This is a genomic window from Pantoea coffeiphila, from assembly GCF_016909495.1.
In the GTDB taxonomy this organism is placed as follows: Bacteria; Pseudomonadota; Gammaproteobacteria; order Enterobacterales; family Enterobacteriaceae; genus Erwinia; species Erwinia coffeiphila.
On record NZ_JAFBFW010000002.1, the window covers coordinates 213016 to 230088 of the forward strand.

General features: G+C 56.0%; 13 protein-coding genes. 10 read left to right on the forward strand and 3 right to left on the reverse strand.

Annotated features, from left to right (window positions below):
• Window positions 1-234: 234 nt before the first annotated feature.
• The 5 genes from trxB (at window position 235) to infA (ending at window position 6151) form a co-directional block, all read left to right on the forward strand.
• Window positions 235-1203, forward strand: a complete 969-nt coding sequence (trxB, locus tag JOE09_RS06720) for a thioredoxin-disulfide reductase (protein ID WP_205065251.1) — start codon at window positions 235-237, stop codon at window positions 1201-1203.
• A gap of 148 nt (window positions 1204-1351) precedes the next feature.
• A complete protein-coding gene (gene cydD / locus JOE09_RS06725; protein WP_205065252.1) occupies window positions 1352-3121 on the forward strand; it encodes a heme ABC transporter permease/ATP-binding protein CydD in 1770 nt (589 codons plus the stop codon).
• Complete coding sequence (gene cydC / locus JOE09_RS06730; protein ID WP_205065253.1) at window positions 3118-4848, forward strand: heme ABC transporter ATP-binding protein/permease CydC; 1731 nt, start codon at window positions 3118-3120, stop codon at window positions 4846-4848. The genes cydD and cydC overlap by 4 nt, the downstream gene beginning before the upstream one ends.
• Before the next feature lie 31 nt (window positions 4849-4879).
• Entirely contained in the window at window positions 4880-5572 is a 693-nt protein-coding gene (gene aat, locus JOE09_RS06735) for a leucyl/phenylalanyl-tRNA--protein transferase (RefSeq protein WP_205065254.1), read from the forward strand.
• Between the two features lie 360 nt (window positions 5573-5932).
• A complete protein-coding gene (gene infA / locus JOE09_RS06740) occupies window positions 5933-6151 on the forward strand; it encodes a translation initiation factor IF-1 (protein ID WP_002211347.1) in 219 nt (72 codons plus the stop codon).
• 101 nt (window positions 6152-6252) lie between these two features.
• Here the strand turns inward: infA and clpA are convergent, their stop codons facing one another.
• Both clpA and clpS read right to left on the reverse strand, forming a co-directional pair.
• A complete protein-coding gene (gene clpA / locus JOE09_RS06745; RefSeq protein ID WP_105593462.1) occupies window positions 6253-8529 on the reverse strand; it encodes an ATP-dependent Clp protease ATP-binding subunit ClpA in 2277 nt (758 codons plus the stop codon).
• 28 nt (window positions 8530-8557) lie between these two features.
• Complete coding sequence (clpS, locus tag JOE09_RS06750; RefSeq protein ID WP_105593463.1) at window positions 8558-8878, reverse strand: ATP-dependent Clp protease adapter ClpS; 321 nt, start codon at window positions 8876-8878, stop codon at window positions 8558-8560.
• Between the two features lie 322 nt (window positions 8879-9200).
• Here clpS and cspD point away from each other — a divergent pair, with 322 nt between their 5' ends.
• Complete coding sequence (cspD, locus tag JOE09_RS06755) at window positions 9201-9428, forward strand: cold shock-like protein CspD (protein WP_105593464.1); 228 nt, start codon at window positions 9201-9203, stop codon at window positions 9426-9428.
• A 137-nt stretch (window positions 9429-9565) separates the two neighbouring features.
• Here cspD and JOE09_RS06760 read toward each other — a convergent pair whose 3' ends face one another.
• On the reverse strand, window positions 9566-11230 hold the full coding sequence (locus JOE09_RS06760) for an ATP-dependent nuclease (RefSeq protein ID WP_205065255.1): 1665 nt from the start codon (window positions 11228-11230) through the stop codon (window positions 9566-9568).
• Between the two features lie 207 nt (window positions 11231-11437).
• Between JOE09_RS06760 and hcp the strand changes: the two genes are divergently transcribed.
• The 4 genes from hcp (at window position 11438) to ltaE (ending at window position 17002) form a co-directional block, all read left to right on the forward strand.
• On the forward strand, window positions 11438-13090 hold the full coding sequence (hcp, locus tag JOE09_RS06765) for a hydroxylamine reductase (RefSeq protein WP_205065256.1): 1653 nt from the start codon (window positions 11438-11440) through the stop codon (window positions 13088-13090).
• Window positions 13091-13093: 3 nt separating this feature from the next.
• Window positions 13094-14092 carry an NADH oxidoreductase gene (hcr, locus tag JOE09_RS06770; protein WP_205065257.1) on the forward strand — a complete coding sequence of 333 codons (999 nt, stop codon included), beginning with the start codon at window positions 13094-13096 and terminating at the stop codon, window positions 14090-14092.
• A 121-nt stretch (window positions 14093-14213) separates the two neighbouring features.
• The gene (gene poxB / locus JOE09_RS06775; protein WP_200545761.1) at window positions 14214-15935 is read left to right on the forward strand and encodes a ubiquinone-dependent pyruvate dehydrogenase; all 1722 of its coding nucleotides are present in this window, start codon (window positions 14214-14216) and stop codon (window positions 15933-15935) included.
• A 62-nt stretch (window positions 15936-15997) separates the two neighbouring features.
• A complete protein-coding gene (gene ltaE, locus JOE09_RS06780) occupies window positions 15998-17002 on the forward strand; it encodes a low-specificity L-threonine aldolase (protein WP_205065258.1) in 1005 nt (334 codons plus the stop codon).
• Window positions 17003-17073 lie beyond the last annotated feature (71 nt).

Below are 17073 nucleotides of genomic sequence, written 5' to 3' on the forward strand. Positions count from 1 at the left end.
GTACAACATTCCAGATAAGAGGCTGGCTCTCTGTTTTTCAATGACAATTTTTTTCCCTTTGCGCCATGATAAGATAACAACTGCTGAATTTTTACCCAGATTTCCCTCTTAAGATAAGGATGATTGGTTTAGCCTTTTTCATTAATCGTTAACAAAATCGCAGAATGCTTTTTTTGCCCCGCTAAATTCCCTACAATCCGCAATCATGCTCGTCAGTTAATTAATGAGGATCTCATGGGTACGGCTAAACACAGTAAGTTACTGATTCTTGGTTCGGGTCCGGCTGGTTACACTGCCGCCGTTTATGCGGCCAGGGCCAACCTGAATCCGGTGCTGATTACCGGTCTGGAAAAAGGCGGTCAGCTCACTACCACGACCGACGTTGAAAACTGGCCGGGAGATGCTAACGAGCTGACCGGCCCGCTGCTGATGGAACGCATGCACGAACATGCGGTGAAATTTAACACCGAGATCATTTTCGACCATATCCACAGCGTTGATCTGCAGAATCGTCCGTTCCGTCTTACCGGTGATGAAGGCGAATACACCGCTGACGCATTGATTATCGCTACCGGTGCCTCCGCGCGTTATCTGGGCCTGCCTTCTGAAGATGAGTTTAAGGGCCGTGGCGTTTCTGCCTGCGCAACCTGCGACGGCTTTTTCTATCGCAATCAGAAAGTCGCCGTTATCGGTGGCGGTAATACCGCCGTTGAAGAAGCGCTTTACCTGGCAAACATCGCCGCTGAGGTACATCTGATCCACCGTCGCGACAGCTTCCGCGCGGAAAAGATCCTGATTGACCGGCTGATGGAAAAAGTGAAGAACGGCAACATCGTGCTGCACACCGACCGCACGCTGGATGAAGTGCTTGGCGATCAGATGGGCGTCAGCTCCCTGCACCTGCGTTCAACTCATGATGAAACGCAAACCGAAACCCTGGAAGTGGCTGGCCTGTTCGTTGCTATCGGCCACAGCCCGAACACCGGCATTTTCAACGGTCAGCTTGAGCTGGAAAACGGCTATATCAAAGTACAGTCCGGTATCCACGGTAACGCCACGCAAACCAGCATTCCCGGCGTATTCGCTGCCGGTGACGTGATGGACCATATTTATCGTCAGGCGATTACTTCTGCGGGCACCGGCTGTATGGCTGCGCTTGATGCAGAGCGTTACCTGGACGGTTTGGTTAAAAATAATCAGTAAGTTGTTAAAACTCTGAGCTTATCTTGCTTAAGGCGACGAGCAATTGTCGCCTTTTTACCCTCCGCATTGTAACATTGCCGCGCTTGACACCGATCTTCCTGGGGGCTTCCGCCTCACTACCGTTTACGTCAGGGCAACTCGGCAAAACATGAATAAAACTCGACAACAACAACTCACCCGCTGGCTGAAAAGTCAGAGCGTTCACGGCCATCGCTGGCTGCGGCTCTCATCCCTGCTCGGTACGCTAAGCGCGCTGCTTATACTGGCTCAGGCGTGGTTCCTTGCCTCGCTGCTGCAGGCGCTGATCATCGATCACCTCCCTCGCGAAACGCAGCGGGTTGATTTTATCCTGTTACTGGCCTGTTTCGCTGCACGCGCCCTGCTGGCATGGCTGCGGGAAAAGGCGGGTTTTAGAGCCGGACAGGCGATCCGTCTGGCACTGCGCAAGCGCGTACTGGACCGACTGACCGAGCTGGGTCCGGCGTGGATTCAAGGCAAGCCTGCCGGAAGCTGGGCCACCCTGCTGCTGGAACAGATTGAAGAGATGCAGGATTACTACGCGCGCTATCTGCCACAGATGATGCTAGCCGGCGTGATCCCCTGCATGGTGCTCATCCTGCTGTTCCCGGTTAACTGGGCAGCATCGCTTATCCTGCTGGCCACGGCTCCTCTCATTCCGTTGTTTATGGCGATGGTCGGGATGGGCGCGGCGGATGCAAACCGCCGTAATTTCCTCGCGCTCGGCCGCCTGAGCGGTCAGTTTCTCGATCGCCTGCGCGGGCTGGAAACGCTGCGTTTGTTTAATCGCGCCAAAGCTGAAACCGAAACAATTCGAGATGCCTCCGAGCAGTTCCGCCAGCGCACGATGGAAGTATTGCGCATGGCCTTTCTTTCCTCGGCAGTGCTGGAATTCTTTGCTTCTATTTCTATCGCGCTGATCGCCGTCTATTTCGGCTTCTCCTACCTCGGCGTGTTCGACTTCGGCCACTACAGCGGCCCGGTCACGCTGTTTGCAGGCTTCCTGGTGCTGATTCTGGCTCCGGAGTTTTACCAGCCGCTGCGCGATCTGGGCGCTTTCTATCATGCCAAAGCCCAGGCTGTTGGCGGTGCCGATGCACTGCAAACCTTCCTGGAAGAGAGCGAGGATGCAGCCATTAAGCGCGGGGAACTGAAACCAGATCTCAGCGCTGGCTTCAGCCTGATTGCGCGCGATATGACCGTGACCACCACCGATGGCACGGTGCTGGCTGGCCCGCTGAACTTCGTATTGCAACCGGGACAGCGGATCGCGGTCGTGGGGCAAAGCGGAGCGGGTAAAACCTCGCTGATGAATGCCCTTCTCGGTTATCTGCCGTATACGGGTTCGCTGTTAGTGAACGATACGGAGCTACGCGATATCGATCAGGACCACTGGCAGGCGCAGCTGGCCTGGGTCGGGCAAAACCCTCATCTCCCGGCAAACACGCTGCGTGAAAATATTCAGCTTAACGGCAGCCAGGACGAAATGCGCCTGCAGCAGGTTCTGGAGCTGGCCGGTGTTAATGAATTTCTCCCCCGGCTGCCTGCGGGTCTGGACAGTGAGACGGGCGATCAGGCCGCACGCCTGTCTGTAGGGCAGGCGCAGCGCGTTGCCGTTGCGCGTGCGCTGATGAAACCCTGCCGCCTGATGCTGCTGGATGAACCCGATGCCAGCCTGGATGCGCAAAGCGAGCAGCATGTGAATCATGCGCTGTTGCAGGCTTCTCATGACCAGAGCACCCTGCTGATCACCCACCAGCTGGACCGTCTGGCGCAGTGGGACGAAATCTGGCTGATGCGCAACGGTACTCTTGTGCAACAGGGAGACTGGGCAACGCTGGCTGATACCCCGGGACCGTTTGCTGAACTACTGGCACAGCGAGGAGGATCGTTGGAATGAAAACTCTGCTGCCCTTTCTGAAGCTTTATCGTCGCCACATCTGGCGGCTGTTGTTTGGCATGCTGCTGGCCGCAGTCACGCTGTTAGCCAGCATCGGCTTACTGACGTTGTCGGGCTGGTTCCTTGCGGCCACCTCGCTGGCGGGCGTGGCGGGTATCTACAGCTTTAACTACATGCTGCCGGCGGCAGGCGTGCGGGGTGCTGCCATTAGCCGTACCGTTGCGCGTTACGTCGAGCGCCTGGTCAGCCACGACGGCACCTTCCGCGTACTGCAACATCTTCGGGTGTTTACCTTCAGCAAACTGCTACCGCTCTCCCCTGCCGGTATTGCCCGCTTCCGTCAGGGTGAGTTGCTTAACCGTCTGGTCGCCGATGTCGATACTCTGGACCACCTTTACCTGCGGGTCATTTCGCCGCTGGTCGGCGCGCTGGTGGTGGTTGCCGTGGTCACAGTTGGTCTGAGCTGGCTCGACGTCGGCCTGGCGCTGACCCTCGCCGCACTGATGCTGTTAACCCTGCTGCTGCTTCCCCCGGTATTTTATCGTGCCGGATTGCCCGTAGGGCAAAACCTCACCCGTTTACGCGGGCAGTATCGCAGCGGCCTCACACGATGGTTACAGGGGCAGGCCGAGCTGAGACTGTATGGTGCCGCCGCTCAGTTCCGCAACGCGCTGGACGGTACGGAACAACAGTGGCTGAATGTGCAGCTTCGCCAGGCCAGCCTGACCGGGCTGTCGCAGGCGCTGGTGATGCTGATGGGAGGGATTGCCGTCACCCTGATGCTGTGGCTGAGTGCCGCAGGCATTGGCGGCGATCCTCATCCCGGCGCGTATATTGCACTGTTTGTATTCTGTGCACTGGCCGCTTTTGAAGCACTGGGGCCAGTGGGCACCGCTTTCCAGCATCTGGGGCATGTTATTGCCTCAGCGCAGCGGGTAACGCAAATCATCGAGCAAGAACCGGCGGTAACCTTTACGACAACTTCGCCGCAGAATGCTGGCGGCGCAGCGGTAACGCTACGTGACGTCAGTTTCCGCTATGCCAGTAGCGATCCGCTGGCGCTGGACAGCGTTTCTCTGGATATTGCATCCGGTGAGCACATCGCACTGCTGGGTCGAACCGGCTGCGGAAAATCCACGCTGCTGCAGCTGTTAACCCGTGCATGGGACCCGCAACAGGGTGAGATCATGCTGAATGGTATCCCACTCAAGAGCTGGAGTGAGGCCGACTTACGGAGCCGCACCAGCGTGGTGACTCAGCGCGTTCACCTGTTTACCAGCACGCTGCGCGACAACCTGCTGCTTGCTGCACCGAATGCCAGCGATGAAGAACTCAGCACCGCTCTGCATCAGGTCGGGCTGGATAAGCTCCTGGATAATGAACAGGGGCTAAATGCATGGCTGGGTGAGGGCGGTCGCCAACTGTCAGGCGGTGAGCTGCGGCGTCTTGGCCTTGCCCGGGCGCTGCTGCACAACGGTGACCTGCTGCTCCTGGATGAACCGACCGAGGGGCTGGATGCGGAGACCGAGCAGCAAATACTGTCACTGCTACGTGAAGTGTCGAAGGGTAAAACCATGATCATGGTAACGCATCGCCTGCGTGGCCTGGCAAACTTTGATCGGATCTGCGTGATGGATAGCGGCAGGATCATCGAACAGGGCGATCATCAGAAATTAGTGGCGGATCGTGGCCGCTACTGGACATTTTTACAACGCTTTGCGCTATAGTCTTTAGCTCAGAAAACCTGCGGATATCACGATGCGTTTGATCCAGCTATCACGCGATTCGTTAAACTTCCCGCCGCCAGAAATGGCGCTGCGGGAACCTAACGGACTATTGGCTATGGGGGGCGATCTCAGCTCCGCCCGCCTGCTTAATGCCTACCATCACGGTATTTTCCCCTGGTTTTCCCCGGGCGATCCGATTCTCTGGTGGTCACCTGACCCCCGTGCTGTACTGCCGCCGGAGGAATTTCACCTCAGCCGCAGCATGAAGCGTTTTCATCATAAATCCCCCTACACCGTTACGCTTAATCAGCGATTTTCCGACATTGTAGCAGGCTGTGCAGCCGAACGTGATGAAGGCACCTGGATTACCCCGGAGGTCAGGCAGGCCTGGCAATTATTACATTCTCAGGGCTATGCACACTCGGTTGAAGTCTGGTTCGGGGACGAGCTGGTCGGCGGTATGTACGGCCTGGCGCTGGGGCAGATTTTTTGCGGTGAATCGATGTTCAGCCGCAGCGAGAATGCATCAAAAACCGCCCTGCTGGTATTCAGCCGCTGGTTTCAGCAGCAGGGTGGGCAATTAATTGACTGCCAGATACTTAATCCTCATACCGCCTCGCTGGGTGCCAGGGAAATATCCCGCGCCAGCTATTTGCAACACGTAGAAAATTACGCCAGACAGGCACTTTTATCCGACTGCTGGCAGCCAAAGCGCCTTTTTTAGACGCTAACGCTGATGTTTTCCAGCACCCGACGAATAAAAGTGATATAATCCCCGGCGTTTGGTATGTCGTCCGCTTTTCACCGGTACAAGATGGTGATGCGGAATCCCAGGCTGGGAATCTCAACGCACCTGTCAGAACTGTTTCTCATCGTGCGATAAAGCAGATTTAAACAGATTCTTAGCCCGCTGTTCCCCCACGCAGACGCTATTCAATACGACTTATTCGTAACTTTTCCGTGCTTAAATGGCATGAGAGGAGTTGATGTGGGTGATCAAATCATCTGCAATTCTTTACTTAATACGTGAAATTCGGCATTATCTTGCCGGTTCAAAACTAAGGTAGTCCACCTAGAGGATTCGATGGCCAAAGAAGACAATATTGAAATGCAGGGTACCGTACTTGATACGTTACCTAACACCATGTTCCGCGTTGAATTGGAAAACGGTCACGTGGTTACCGCTCATATCTCCGGTAAAATGCGCAAAAACTATATCCGCATCCTGACGGGTGACAAAGTCACTGTAGAGCTGACCCCGTACGACCTGAGCAAAGGCCGCATTGTCTTCCGTAGTCGCTGATTAGCCCCATTCCGTTGCTGCCCGCAGAATTCTGCCTGGCAGCAACCATTAAAAAGGCCGGATAATTATCCGGCCTTTATTTTATCTACTGAACTGAACCGTTAGTGTACGGTCCCTTCCGCTTTACGCTTTTCAGCGCTGAGGAAGTGATAGGTCAGCTGATTCTTCTCTTTGTCCAGCCCAACGGATACCGAACCACCATCAACCAGCGAGCCGAACAGCAACTCGTTCGCCAGCGGTTTTTTCAGGTTCTCCTGAACGGCACGGGCCATCGGACGGGCACCCATCGCTTTGTCATAGCCTTTATCCGCCAGCCATTCCCTTGCATCATCGCTGACTTCCAGCGATACGCCTTTCGGGTCCAGCTGGGCCTGCAGCTCAACGATAAACTTATCGACAACCTGATGGATCACCACGCGATCCAGGTGTTTGAACCAGATAATGTTATCGAGACGGTTACGGAACTCCGGCGTAAAGATCTTTTTGATCTCTTCCATCGCATCGGTGCTGTTATCCTGCTGGATCAGGCCGATCGATTTACGTTCGGTTTCCCGCACCCCGGCGTTGGTGGTCATCACCAGCACGACGTTACGGAAGTCCGCCTTACGGCCGTTGTTATCGGTCAGCATGCCGTTGTCCATCACCTGCAACAGCAGGTTAAATACGTCCGGGTGGGCCTTCTCGATTTCATCCAGCAGCACTACGGCGTGCGGATGCTTAATCACCGCATCGGTCAGCAATCCACCCTGATCGAAGCCAACGTAGCCCGGAGGCGCACCGATAAGGCGGCTGACGGTGTGGCGTTCCATATACTCGGACATATCAAAGCGCAACAGTTCAATACCCAGCGCACGCGCCAGCTGTACCGTAACTTCAGTTTTACCAACCCCGGTAGGCCCGGCAAACAGGAATGAACCGACCGGTTTGCGATCCTGACCCAGACCCGCGCGGCTCATCTTGATCGCCTCGGTCAACGCTTCAATAGCATTATCCTGACCGAACACCAGCATTTTCAGGCGGTCGCCGAGCGTTTTCAGCGTATCGCGATCGCTGGCAGAAACGCTTTTTTCCGGAATGCGTGCAATGCGTGCCACAACGCTTTCAATATCCGCCACGTTAACGGTTTTCTTGCGTTTGCTGGCTGGCATCAGACGTGCACGCGCACCGGCTTCATCAATCACGTCAATCGCCTTATCGGGCAGATGACGATCGTTGATGTACTTCACCGCCAGCTCCACGGCTGCACGCACGGCTTTCGCCGTATAGCGAACATCGTGGTGCGCTTCATACTTCGGCTTCAGCCCGTTAAGGATCTGCACCGTTTCTTCAACTGTCGGTTCAGTGATATCAATTTTCTGGAAGCGACGCGCCAGCGCACGATCCTTCTCAAAGATATTGCTGAACTCCTGATAGGTAGTTGAGCCCATGACCCGGATCTTGCCGCTTGAAAGCAGCGGTTTGATCAGATTAGCCGCATCAACCTGGCCACCGGAAGCTGCACCTGCACCGATGATGGTATGGATCTCATCGATAAACAGAATACTGCTGGTGTCCTGCTCAAGCTGCTTCAGCAACGCTTTAAAACGCTTCTCGAAATCGCCACGGTATTTAGTACCCGCCAGCAGCGAACCGATATCCAGCGAATAGATGGTGCACTCTTTCATGACTTCCGGCACATCACCCTGCACGATACGCCATGCCAGACCTTCGGCAATCGCGGTTTTACCTACACCGGACTCACCCACCAGCAGCGGGTTGTTTTTCCGGCGACGGCACAGTACCTGGATGGCGCGCTCCAGCTCTTTATCGCGGCCGATCAGGGGATCGATGCCCCCGACGCGGGCAAGCTGGTTAAGGTTGGTGGTGAAGTTTTCCATACGTTCCTCCCCGCCTGCTTGCTCTTCGTTAACCGGATTTTCTGCGCTGGATGACGGACCTGGCTCATCTTTACGCGTGCCGTGAGAAATAAAGTTCACCACATCAAGGCGGCTGACTTCATGTTTGCGCAGCAGATAAGCTGCCTGCGACTCCTGCTCGCTAAAAATAGCGACCAGTACGTTTGCGCCAGCCACTTCACTACGGCCTGATGACTGGACATGGAATACTGCACGCTGCAGTACGCGCTGGAAGCTGAGCGTAGGTTGTGTATCACGCTCTTCTTCGCTGACCGGCAGAACCGGGGTGGTTTGTTCGATAAACGCTTCAAGCTCCTGACGGAGCGCCACGATATCGACACTGCAGGCTTCCAGTGCCTCTCTGGCCGACGGGTTACTGAGCAATGCCAGTAACAAATGCTCGACGGTCATAAACTCATGTCGGTGCTCGCGCGCTCTGGCGAAAGCCATATTTAAACTGAGTTCCAGTTCTTGATTGAGCATAGGCACCTCCCCCAATAGATCGCCTTATTCAGGCTTTTTCCAGCGTACATAGCAACGGATGCTCGTTTTCCCTGGCATACTTGTTCACGTGTGCCACTTTGGTTTCTGCAACTTCGGCGGTAAATACGCCGCAGATCGCCTTCCCCTGGTAATGCACCGTAAGCATCAGTTGCGTTGCACGTTCAACATCATAAGAAAAGAACTTTTGCAGTACGTCAATAACAAATTCCATAGGCGTATAGTCATCATTGTGCAGAATGACCTTATACATGGAGGGTGGCTTAAGCTCCTCGCGAACTTTGTCATCCGCAAGCTGTTCAAAATTAAGCCAGTCGTTAGTCTTTCCCATACATATCCAGTGTGATCAACATTACTTACTTCTGCCAGATTAACATCATTCAGGTTATGTTTTACATGACCAAAATGTTGTGCAATATCGTTGATATTGTGAACGAAAGGTAACATTCGCGACCTTCATCACAAAATTCGCAATAGCGTTAACTACCTCAAATTTTGATGATTTTGTCCCTGAGTGCACCGCTCGTTTGCTTGACCGGCCCTGCTAATTCTCTACAGTACTCAAACAGGCTGAATGTGTTTTAAACAGCCATCGGGCGAATTGCCTGATGTTTCCCCACCAATTTTGAATGTCTTGCGAGGGATGTAGAAGCATGGAGACGGGTACTGTTAAATGGTTTAATAACGCCAAAGGCTTCGGTTTCATCTGCCCGGTAGGGGGTGGCGACGATATCTTCGCGCACTACTCCACGATTCAGATGGATGGATACAGAACGCTGAAAGCCGGGCAACAAGTCCAGTTTGATGTGCATCAGGGGCCAAAAGGCAATCATGCCAGCCTGATCGTCCCTGTAGAAACGGCAGTCGCGGTAAGCGCCTGACCTTTCTAACTCATTCTGTACAACCCTGCGACAAAATGCCAGCCAGCGATGCTGGCATTTTTATGCGATAACTGCACAACGGTATTAATATTGGGCTGAATAGTCGCTTTTCAACCCGCCACCGCGCCCGTTTTCCCTCAGTCCGCCTTCCCTCTTGCCAGCCACTGCACGCGGGCAAACATTTTACGCAACAATGATGGAATCGCCTCCGTGCCGCGAACGGCAGCCTCTTCCGCCACCGCAATCGCCAGGTCAGGCTTTGACGAATGGGAGATGGCTTTGGCGATAACCCGCCGCAGGTTCATCGGCACGCCCTCGGGTAAACGCGCTACACGATGATATACCGCCGAGAATCCCTGCCTGTACAGGAAATGCTCCATATCCAGTGCGGGTAATTGCGTCAGATAGTTCGCTTCATGTTCTTCTGCTGATATCTGACTGCGCGCCGTAGCGGCATATTTTTTCCCGGCTTCGTCGCCATCGGTCAGCACGTGCCACTCAATGCCCATGCGCCGGGCAAATTTCAGCAGCGGTTTCAGCCCCGACTGCGCAAACTCGATGACTTTGATCCCTTCAGCGGCAAAATGATAATTGCACTGCCGCGCCAGCTCATTCATCACCCAGACTTCCGTTTCGCCCTCCACCAGCAGCCAGCAGCGGGCAAACAGCGCCGAGGGCCGGTTCAGGCGAATATGGAAGGCAATACGCCGTGCGTCTTCACTGCTCAGTCCGCTCTCACCCAGCCGCCAGGCGGCAACCCGCCCGCTGTCGCGCACCAGACGGCAAACATGTTCAACCGGCACCTGCGCCAGCAGCTCACCGGAGTTGGTCGTGGCAATCTGCTGCAGCGGTAGCACTGCAAGCAGCTCCTGTGCTACCGCCAGCATAATAGGATGAAGCCGCGTTTCAGGATCTTCCAGCAGCAGCAGCGGCCGTGCCTGCGGTGCAAGCTGCTGAACGCCGCGGACTTGCACCAGCTGTGCAAACATCTGTAACAGGATCAGCCGCCGACTGCGGCTGTCGGCGGCCACAATCAGCTGATTGATTTCGGCCAGATGCCGCCAGCCAAGTCGGGAAGCACGATGATGGTGAGGCGCGCGCTTTTGCGGCACATCATCCACGGACTGCTGCCAGGAGAAATAGTGCTCCAGCAGCTGTTGCAGCGTGCCCAGCCCCTGCTGTAGCGCGCTGTCAGTAAGATTTTGCGGTCGGGAAACCACGTCGCGCGTCAAATCGCTTATCTGGCTGACCAGCTCACCAAACTGCCGCTCTCCTGCCTCGGCAATCGCTTCACGCGGCAGGCGACGGCTAAAGCGCGCATCCCGTAACCTCAGTACCGGATGCAGCTGTATTAGCAATTTCACCCGCTCATTGCAGGCGCTGCCTTCCAGCAGCGGCAGCCCTTCGCTGTCGATAAACTGGCGTCGGGTCGTCACACGATCGTCGGCCTGTAAACGCCCTTCAAAGCGTAATCTGATCCGCTGAAGACGATCGTCTCCTTTACGCCACAACGACGAATAACGCTGATAGCGATCGGACTGCACATCGCCCTGCTCCTCACACCAGGTAAAGATTGCATACAGACGTTGCTCGCGGCTTTGTTGCTCCCCTGGCGGATAATAGAAATCATGCGGGGTAAACTGATACAGCTCCTGCTGCGGCGCTAACAGCAGCGACAGTACATCCAGCAGGCTGGATTTACCCCAGGCATTCTCACCAATCAGTACATTGTGCTGTTCCAGCGGCAGCACCAGTCGACTCAGGCCACGAAAGCCCATGACGTCAATTTGTTCCAGAATCATATCCGCCTCAACTCGTCCGTTTTAATGAGAATGGTCGGCGGACAGCGTCAGGTCAAGGCTCGTAATGCAGATTACTATTATTTCCATTTACGCATGAATTTGAGCCAGATCAAGTCGATACCTGATTCACCCGGCTGAAGCTTGCAATCATCGGCTGCACGATCTTTTATAAGGTGTATTTAAAATACATCTTATAAGGATGAGATCATGTTTTGTATTCAATGTGAGCAAACAATGCGTACGCCAGCCGGTGACGGCTGCGCCTATGCACAGGGTATGTGTGGTAAAACGGCGGAAACGTCCGATCTTCAGGATCTGCTGGTCGCCGTACTGCAGGGCCTGTCGGCGTGGGCGCTGGAAGCACGTAGTCTGGGGATTGTCGATCACCAGGTCGACAGCTTTTCACCCCGCGCCTTCTTCTCCACGCTGACCAACGTCAACTTTGATTCCCATCGTATTATCGATTACGCCTTCGAAGCGATTCGCCTGCGTGAGGATCTGCGCCAGCGCTGTGAACTGGTGGCCGGAAGCGCAGCACCGCATCACCCGCTGGCCAATCTGCGTCTGGAGAGCCACGACGTCAGCGTTCTGCAACAGCAGGCGGCGCAGTTTGCTCTGCGCGATGCGAACACCCACCCCGATATCCTCGGCTTGCGCCTGCTGAATCTGTACGGTCTGAAAGGCGCGGCGGCCTATATGGAGCATGCTCACGTACATGGTCGTTTCGACAATGACGTCTACGCCCAATATCACCAGATCATGGCCTGGCTCGGCACCCAGCCGAACGACAGCGCGAAACTGGTCGACTGCGCGATGCAAATCGGCAAGATGAACTTCGCCATTATGGGCATGCTGGATGAAGCACAAACCAGCGTTTACGGCGACCCGCAGCCGACGACGGTGAACGTCCGCCCGGTTGCCGGTAAAGCGATTTTGATTTCCGGCCACGATCTGAAAGACCTTCAGCTGCTGCTGGAACAGACCGCTGGCAAAGGTATTAATGTTTATACCCACGGCGAGATGTTGCCCGCTCACGGCTACCCGGAACTGAAAAAACACCCGCATCTGGTCGGCAACTACGGCAGCGGCTGGCAAAACCAACAGACCGAGTTTGCCCGTTTCCCCGGCCCGGTCATCATGACCTCCAACTGCATTATCGATCCCACCGTCGGCGACTATCAGCAGCGCATCTGGACCCGCAGCATCGTTGGCTGGCCGGGCGTGAACCATATCGAAGACGAAGATTTTACATCAGTTATCAACCAGGCGCTGGCGATGCCGGGATTCCCGTACAGTGAAATCCCGCATGAGATCACCGTCGGATTTGGCCGAAAAGTGTTACAGGATGCGTGCGACAGCGTGATTGACCTGGTCAGCCGTAAAAAACTGCGCCACGTCTTTGTGATTGGCGGCTGTGACGGCAGCCGCGACCAGCGCAGCTATTACACCGAACTGGCGCTGGCAGCCCCGAAAGACGCGCTGATTATGACGCTCGGCTGCGGCAAGTATCGCTTTAACAAGCTCGACTTCGGCACCATCGAAGGGCTACCCCGCCTGCTGGATGTCGGCCAGTGCAATGACAGTTACTCGGCAATTATGCTGGCGGTGAAACTGGCCGAAAAACTGAACTGCGGGGTTAACGATCTGCCGCTGTCGCTGATGCTCTCCTGGTTTGAGCAGAAGGCCATTGTCGTGCTGCTGACGCTGCTGGCGCTGGGGGTTAAGAATGTGCGCACCGGCCCAACCGTTCCGGCATTCCTGACAGAAAACCTGCTGACCATCCTCAACGAACAGTTTGGCCTGATGCCGGTCAACACTGCCGAACAGGATATGGCTATCGCGCTGGGCGAAGAGGTATAAATCATGGACATGCATCCCCTGTGTCAGTGGCGGATGCAGGTTCATCACCTGCATCAGGAAACGCCGGATGTCTGGACCATTGCGCTGATTAACCACGATTTTTATCGCTGGCAGGCAGGACAGTATGCACTGGTCAGCATTGCGGGCAGCGATGAACTGCGCGCCTACACCCTCTCCTCCACGCCCGGACAAAGCGCGTTGATTACGCTGACCGTACGCCATATTGCCGAGGGCAAAGGCTCAGGCTGGCTGACGCAGCAGCTGAAACCGGGCGATCACCTCTGGCTGTCCGATCCGCAGGGCGAATTCAGCTGTGAAAAGTATCCGGCCGCAAACTATCTGTTTCTGGCCGCGGGCTGCGGCATCACGCCGGTGATGTCAATGTGCCGCTGGCTGCGGGAGCATCGGCCGGAATGCAGCGTGCGGTTGATTTACAGCGTGCGTTCCGCCAGCGATGTGATCTTTGCCAGTGAACTGGTCGCCATGCAGCCCTGGCTGAAACTGACCGTAGTAGCGGAAAATCAGCCCGCAGCGGACATGCTGGCAGGTCGCCTGGACCGTGAGCGCCTTGCAGCAATCGCACCGGATATTGCTGACGCAACGGTGATGATCTGCGGACCTCAACCCTATATGGATCTGATGGAGAGCGATGCCGCCGCGCTGGGTGCCAGGCAAATACTGACAGAACGATTTACACCCGTTGCCGCTACTGCACATGTTGAACCAGCCTCCGAAGCAGGCGCTACTCTGACCATCAGCGGCCCGCCGCTCGCTGCTGCGGCACCGTTCCCCGCTGGCTGGTCACTGCTGGCCGCCATGGAGGCCCATCATCTTCCGGTCACCGCCGTATGCCGGGCGGGCGTTTGCGGCTGCTGTAAAACGCGCGTTGCCAGCGGCAACTACACAACCAGCAGCACGCTGACGCTCAGCGATGCCGAGATCGCCCAGGGTTATGTGCTGGCGTGCAGCTGCCAGCCAAACAGCGATATTGTTATTGGCTGACCCACCGCGTGTGAAACAGCTTGTTGCACACGCTTTCCCGATCCTGTTCGTCTTCAACTATGCTTTTGCCAGGAATTAATCACGGTATTTTAATTCGATCGTGCTGAACGAGGAGGAAAGCATGAAGCAAACTGTTGCGGCACTGGTCGCGAAAACCCTTGAAAGTGCAGGAGTAAAGCGCATCTGGGGCGTGACCGGCGACTCGCTTAATGGACTGAGTGACAGCCTTAATAAGATGGGAACCATTCGCTGGATGCCCACCCGCCATGAAGAGGTAGCGGCTTTTGCTGCCGGGGCAGAGGCGCATCTTACCGGTGAACTGGCGGTCTGTGCCGGTTCCTGCGGACCGGGTAACCTGCATCTGATCAATGGCCTGTTTGACTGTCATCGCAACCATGTTCCGGTGCTGGCCATTGCCGCACATATCCCCTCAAGCGAAATCGGCAGCAACTATTTCCAGGAAACCCATCCGCAGGAGCTGTTCCGCGAATGCAGCCACTACTGCGAGCTGGTCTCCAATCCCGAGCAGCTGCCGCAGGTACTCGGTATCGCGATGCGTAAAGCGATACTCAATCGGGGCGTCTCGGTGGTGGTTCTGCCGGGTGACGTCGCCCTTCAGCTCGCCCCGGAGGGTGCCAGCGATGCCTGGTATCCTCCGCAGCAGCCGCTGGTGCGCCCTACGGCCGGACAGCTCTCCGCGCTGGCTGAAAAACTTAACGCCGCCAGCAATATTACCCTGCTGTGCGGCAGCGGCTGCGCCGGAGCCCATGCCGAGGTGGTGAAACTGGCCGAAACCCTGAAAGCACCGATTGTTCACGCCCTGCGCGGGAAAGAACACATTGAGTATGACAACCCCTATGATGTCGGTATGACCGGGCTGATCGGTTTTTCATCGGGATATCACGCGATGATGAATGCCGATACGCTGGTGGTACTTGGCAGCCAGTTCCCCTATCGCGCGTTTTATCCGCCTGAAGCACAGATTATTCAGATTGATATCAATCCCGGCAGCCTTGGCAGCCACAGCCATGTGAATATGGCGCTGGTGGGTGATATCAAAGCCACGCTGAGCGAGCTTCTGCCGCAGCTCAGCGTAAAAAGCGAGCGACGGTTCCTGGACAAAGCCCTGGAGCACTATGCGAGGACTCGCAAAGATCTCGACGATCTGGCCACCGCTAACGATAAACAGGCGATCCATCCGCAGTATCTGGCACAGCAGGTCAGTCGGTTCGCCGCAGAAGATGCCATATTCAGCTGCGACGTCGGCACGCCAACCGTGTGGGCGGCCCGCTATCTGAAAATGAACGGCAAGCGTCGCCTGCTGGGATCGTTCAGCCACGGTTCCATGGCTAACGCCATGCCGCAGGCGCTGGGCGCGCAGGCCATCGATCCACAGCGGCAGGTTATCGCCCTGTGCGGCGACGGCGGCTTCAGTATGCTGATGGGCGATTTTCTTTCGCTGGCCCAGCTCAAACTCCCGGTGAAAATCGTGGTGTTTAATAACAGCGTGCTGGGCTTTGTGGCGATGGAAATGAAAGCCGGAGGCTATATGACCGACGGCACCGAACTGCATAATCCTAACTTTGCGGCAATCGCCGAAGCCTGCGGCGTTAAGGGAATTCGTGTGGAGCGAGCCTCCGACCTTGATGATGCACTGCAGCAGGCATTTGCACACGATGGCCCGGCCCTGGTGGATGTGGTGACCGCGAAAGAAGAACTGGCAATGCCGCCGGAGATTAAATTGGAACAGGCCAAAGGATTCAGCCTGTATATGCTGCGGGCGATTATCAACGGTCGTGGCGATGAAGTGGTCGAACTGGCAAAAACTAACTGGCTGAGGTAAAAAAGGATTGTCTTTTTTTCGGGCGCTGCGGCGCCCGTTTTCATGGGTAGAGGAGAGCAAATGTGATCGATCTGCGTAGTGATACCGTAACACGCCCGAGCCAGGCAATGCTGGCAGCAATGATGACCGCTGAAACCGGTGATGATGTCTATGGTGATGACCCGACGGTAAATCTGCTGGAGGCGGAAGCCGCAGCGCTCAGCGGCAAAGAGGCGGCGCTGTTTCTGCCCACCGGCACTCAGGCAAATCTGGTGGCGCTGCTCTGCCACTGCCAGCGCGGCGAAGAATACATCGTCGGCCAGCTGGCCCATAACTACAAATATGAAGCGGGTGGAGCTGCAGTACTTGGCAGCATCCAGCCACAGCCGATTTTAGCCGCCGGTGACGGCACGCTGCCGCTGGATGTGGTCGCACAGTTTATTAAACCAGACGACCTGCATTTCGCCATCACCCGCCTGCTCAGCCTGGAGAATACCCATAACGGCAAAGTGCTGCCGCTGAGCTATCTGCAACAGGCGTGGGAATTTACCCGCCAGCGCGGGCTGGCACTGCATATTGACGGTGCGCGCATCTTTAATGCTGCGGTGGCGCTGAACGTGCCGCTGGAAGAAATCAGCCGCTACTGCGACACCTTAACCATCTGCCTGTCTAAAGGGCTGGGTGCGCCGGTCGGTTCGCTGCTGTGCGGCAGTGCGGAATTTATCCAGCGCGCACGCCGCTGGCGGAAAATGACCGGCGGCGGCCTGCGCCAGGCGGGTATCCTCGCCGCAGCCGGGCGCTATGCGCTGCAAAACAACGTTGAACGCCTGCGGGAAGATCATGATAACGCAGCCTGGCTGGCCGGTGCGCTGCGTGAAATCGGCGTGGATGTCACCCGTCACGATACCAATATGCTGTTCCTGCGCCTGCCGGAAAATCAGATTGCCGCGCTGGGGCCGTGGATGCGCGAGCGCGGCATTCTGCTCAGCCCGGGCGCGGTAACACGGCTGGTGACCCATCTGGACGTCAATCGTGATGCGCTGCAAACCCTCGTTAATGAGTGGCAGGCATTTTTGGCACAATATTGATTAACCTCAGGCCAGGTGATATTGCTGCCGGTATGAGGGACGCTGAACGGGCCAGTACAAGCCCGTCCAGT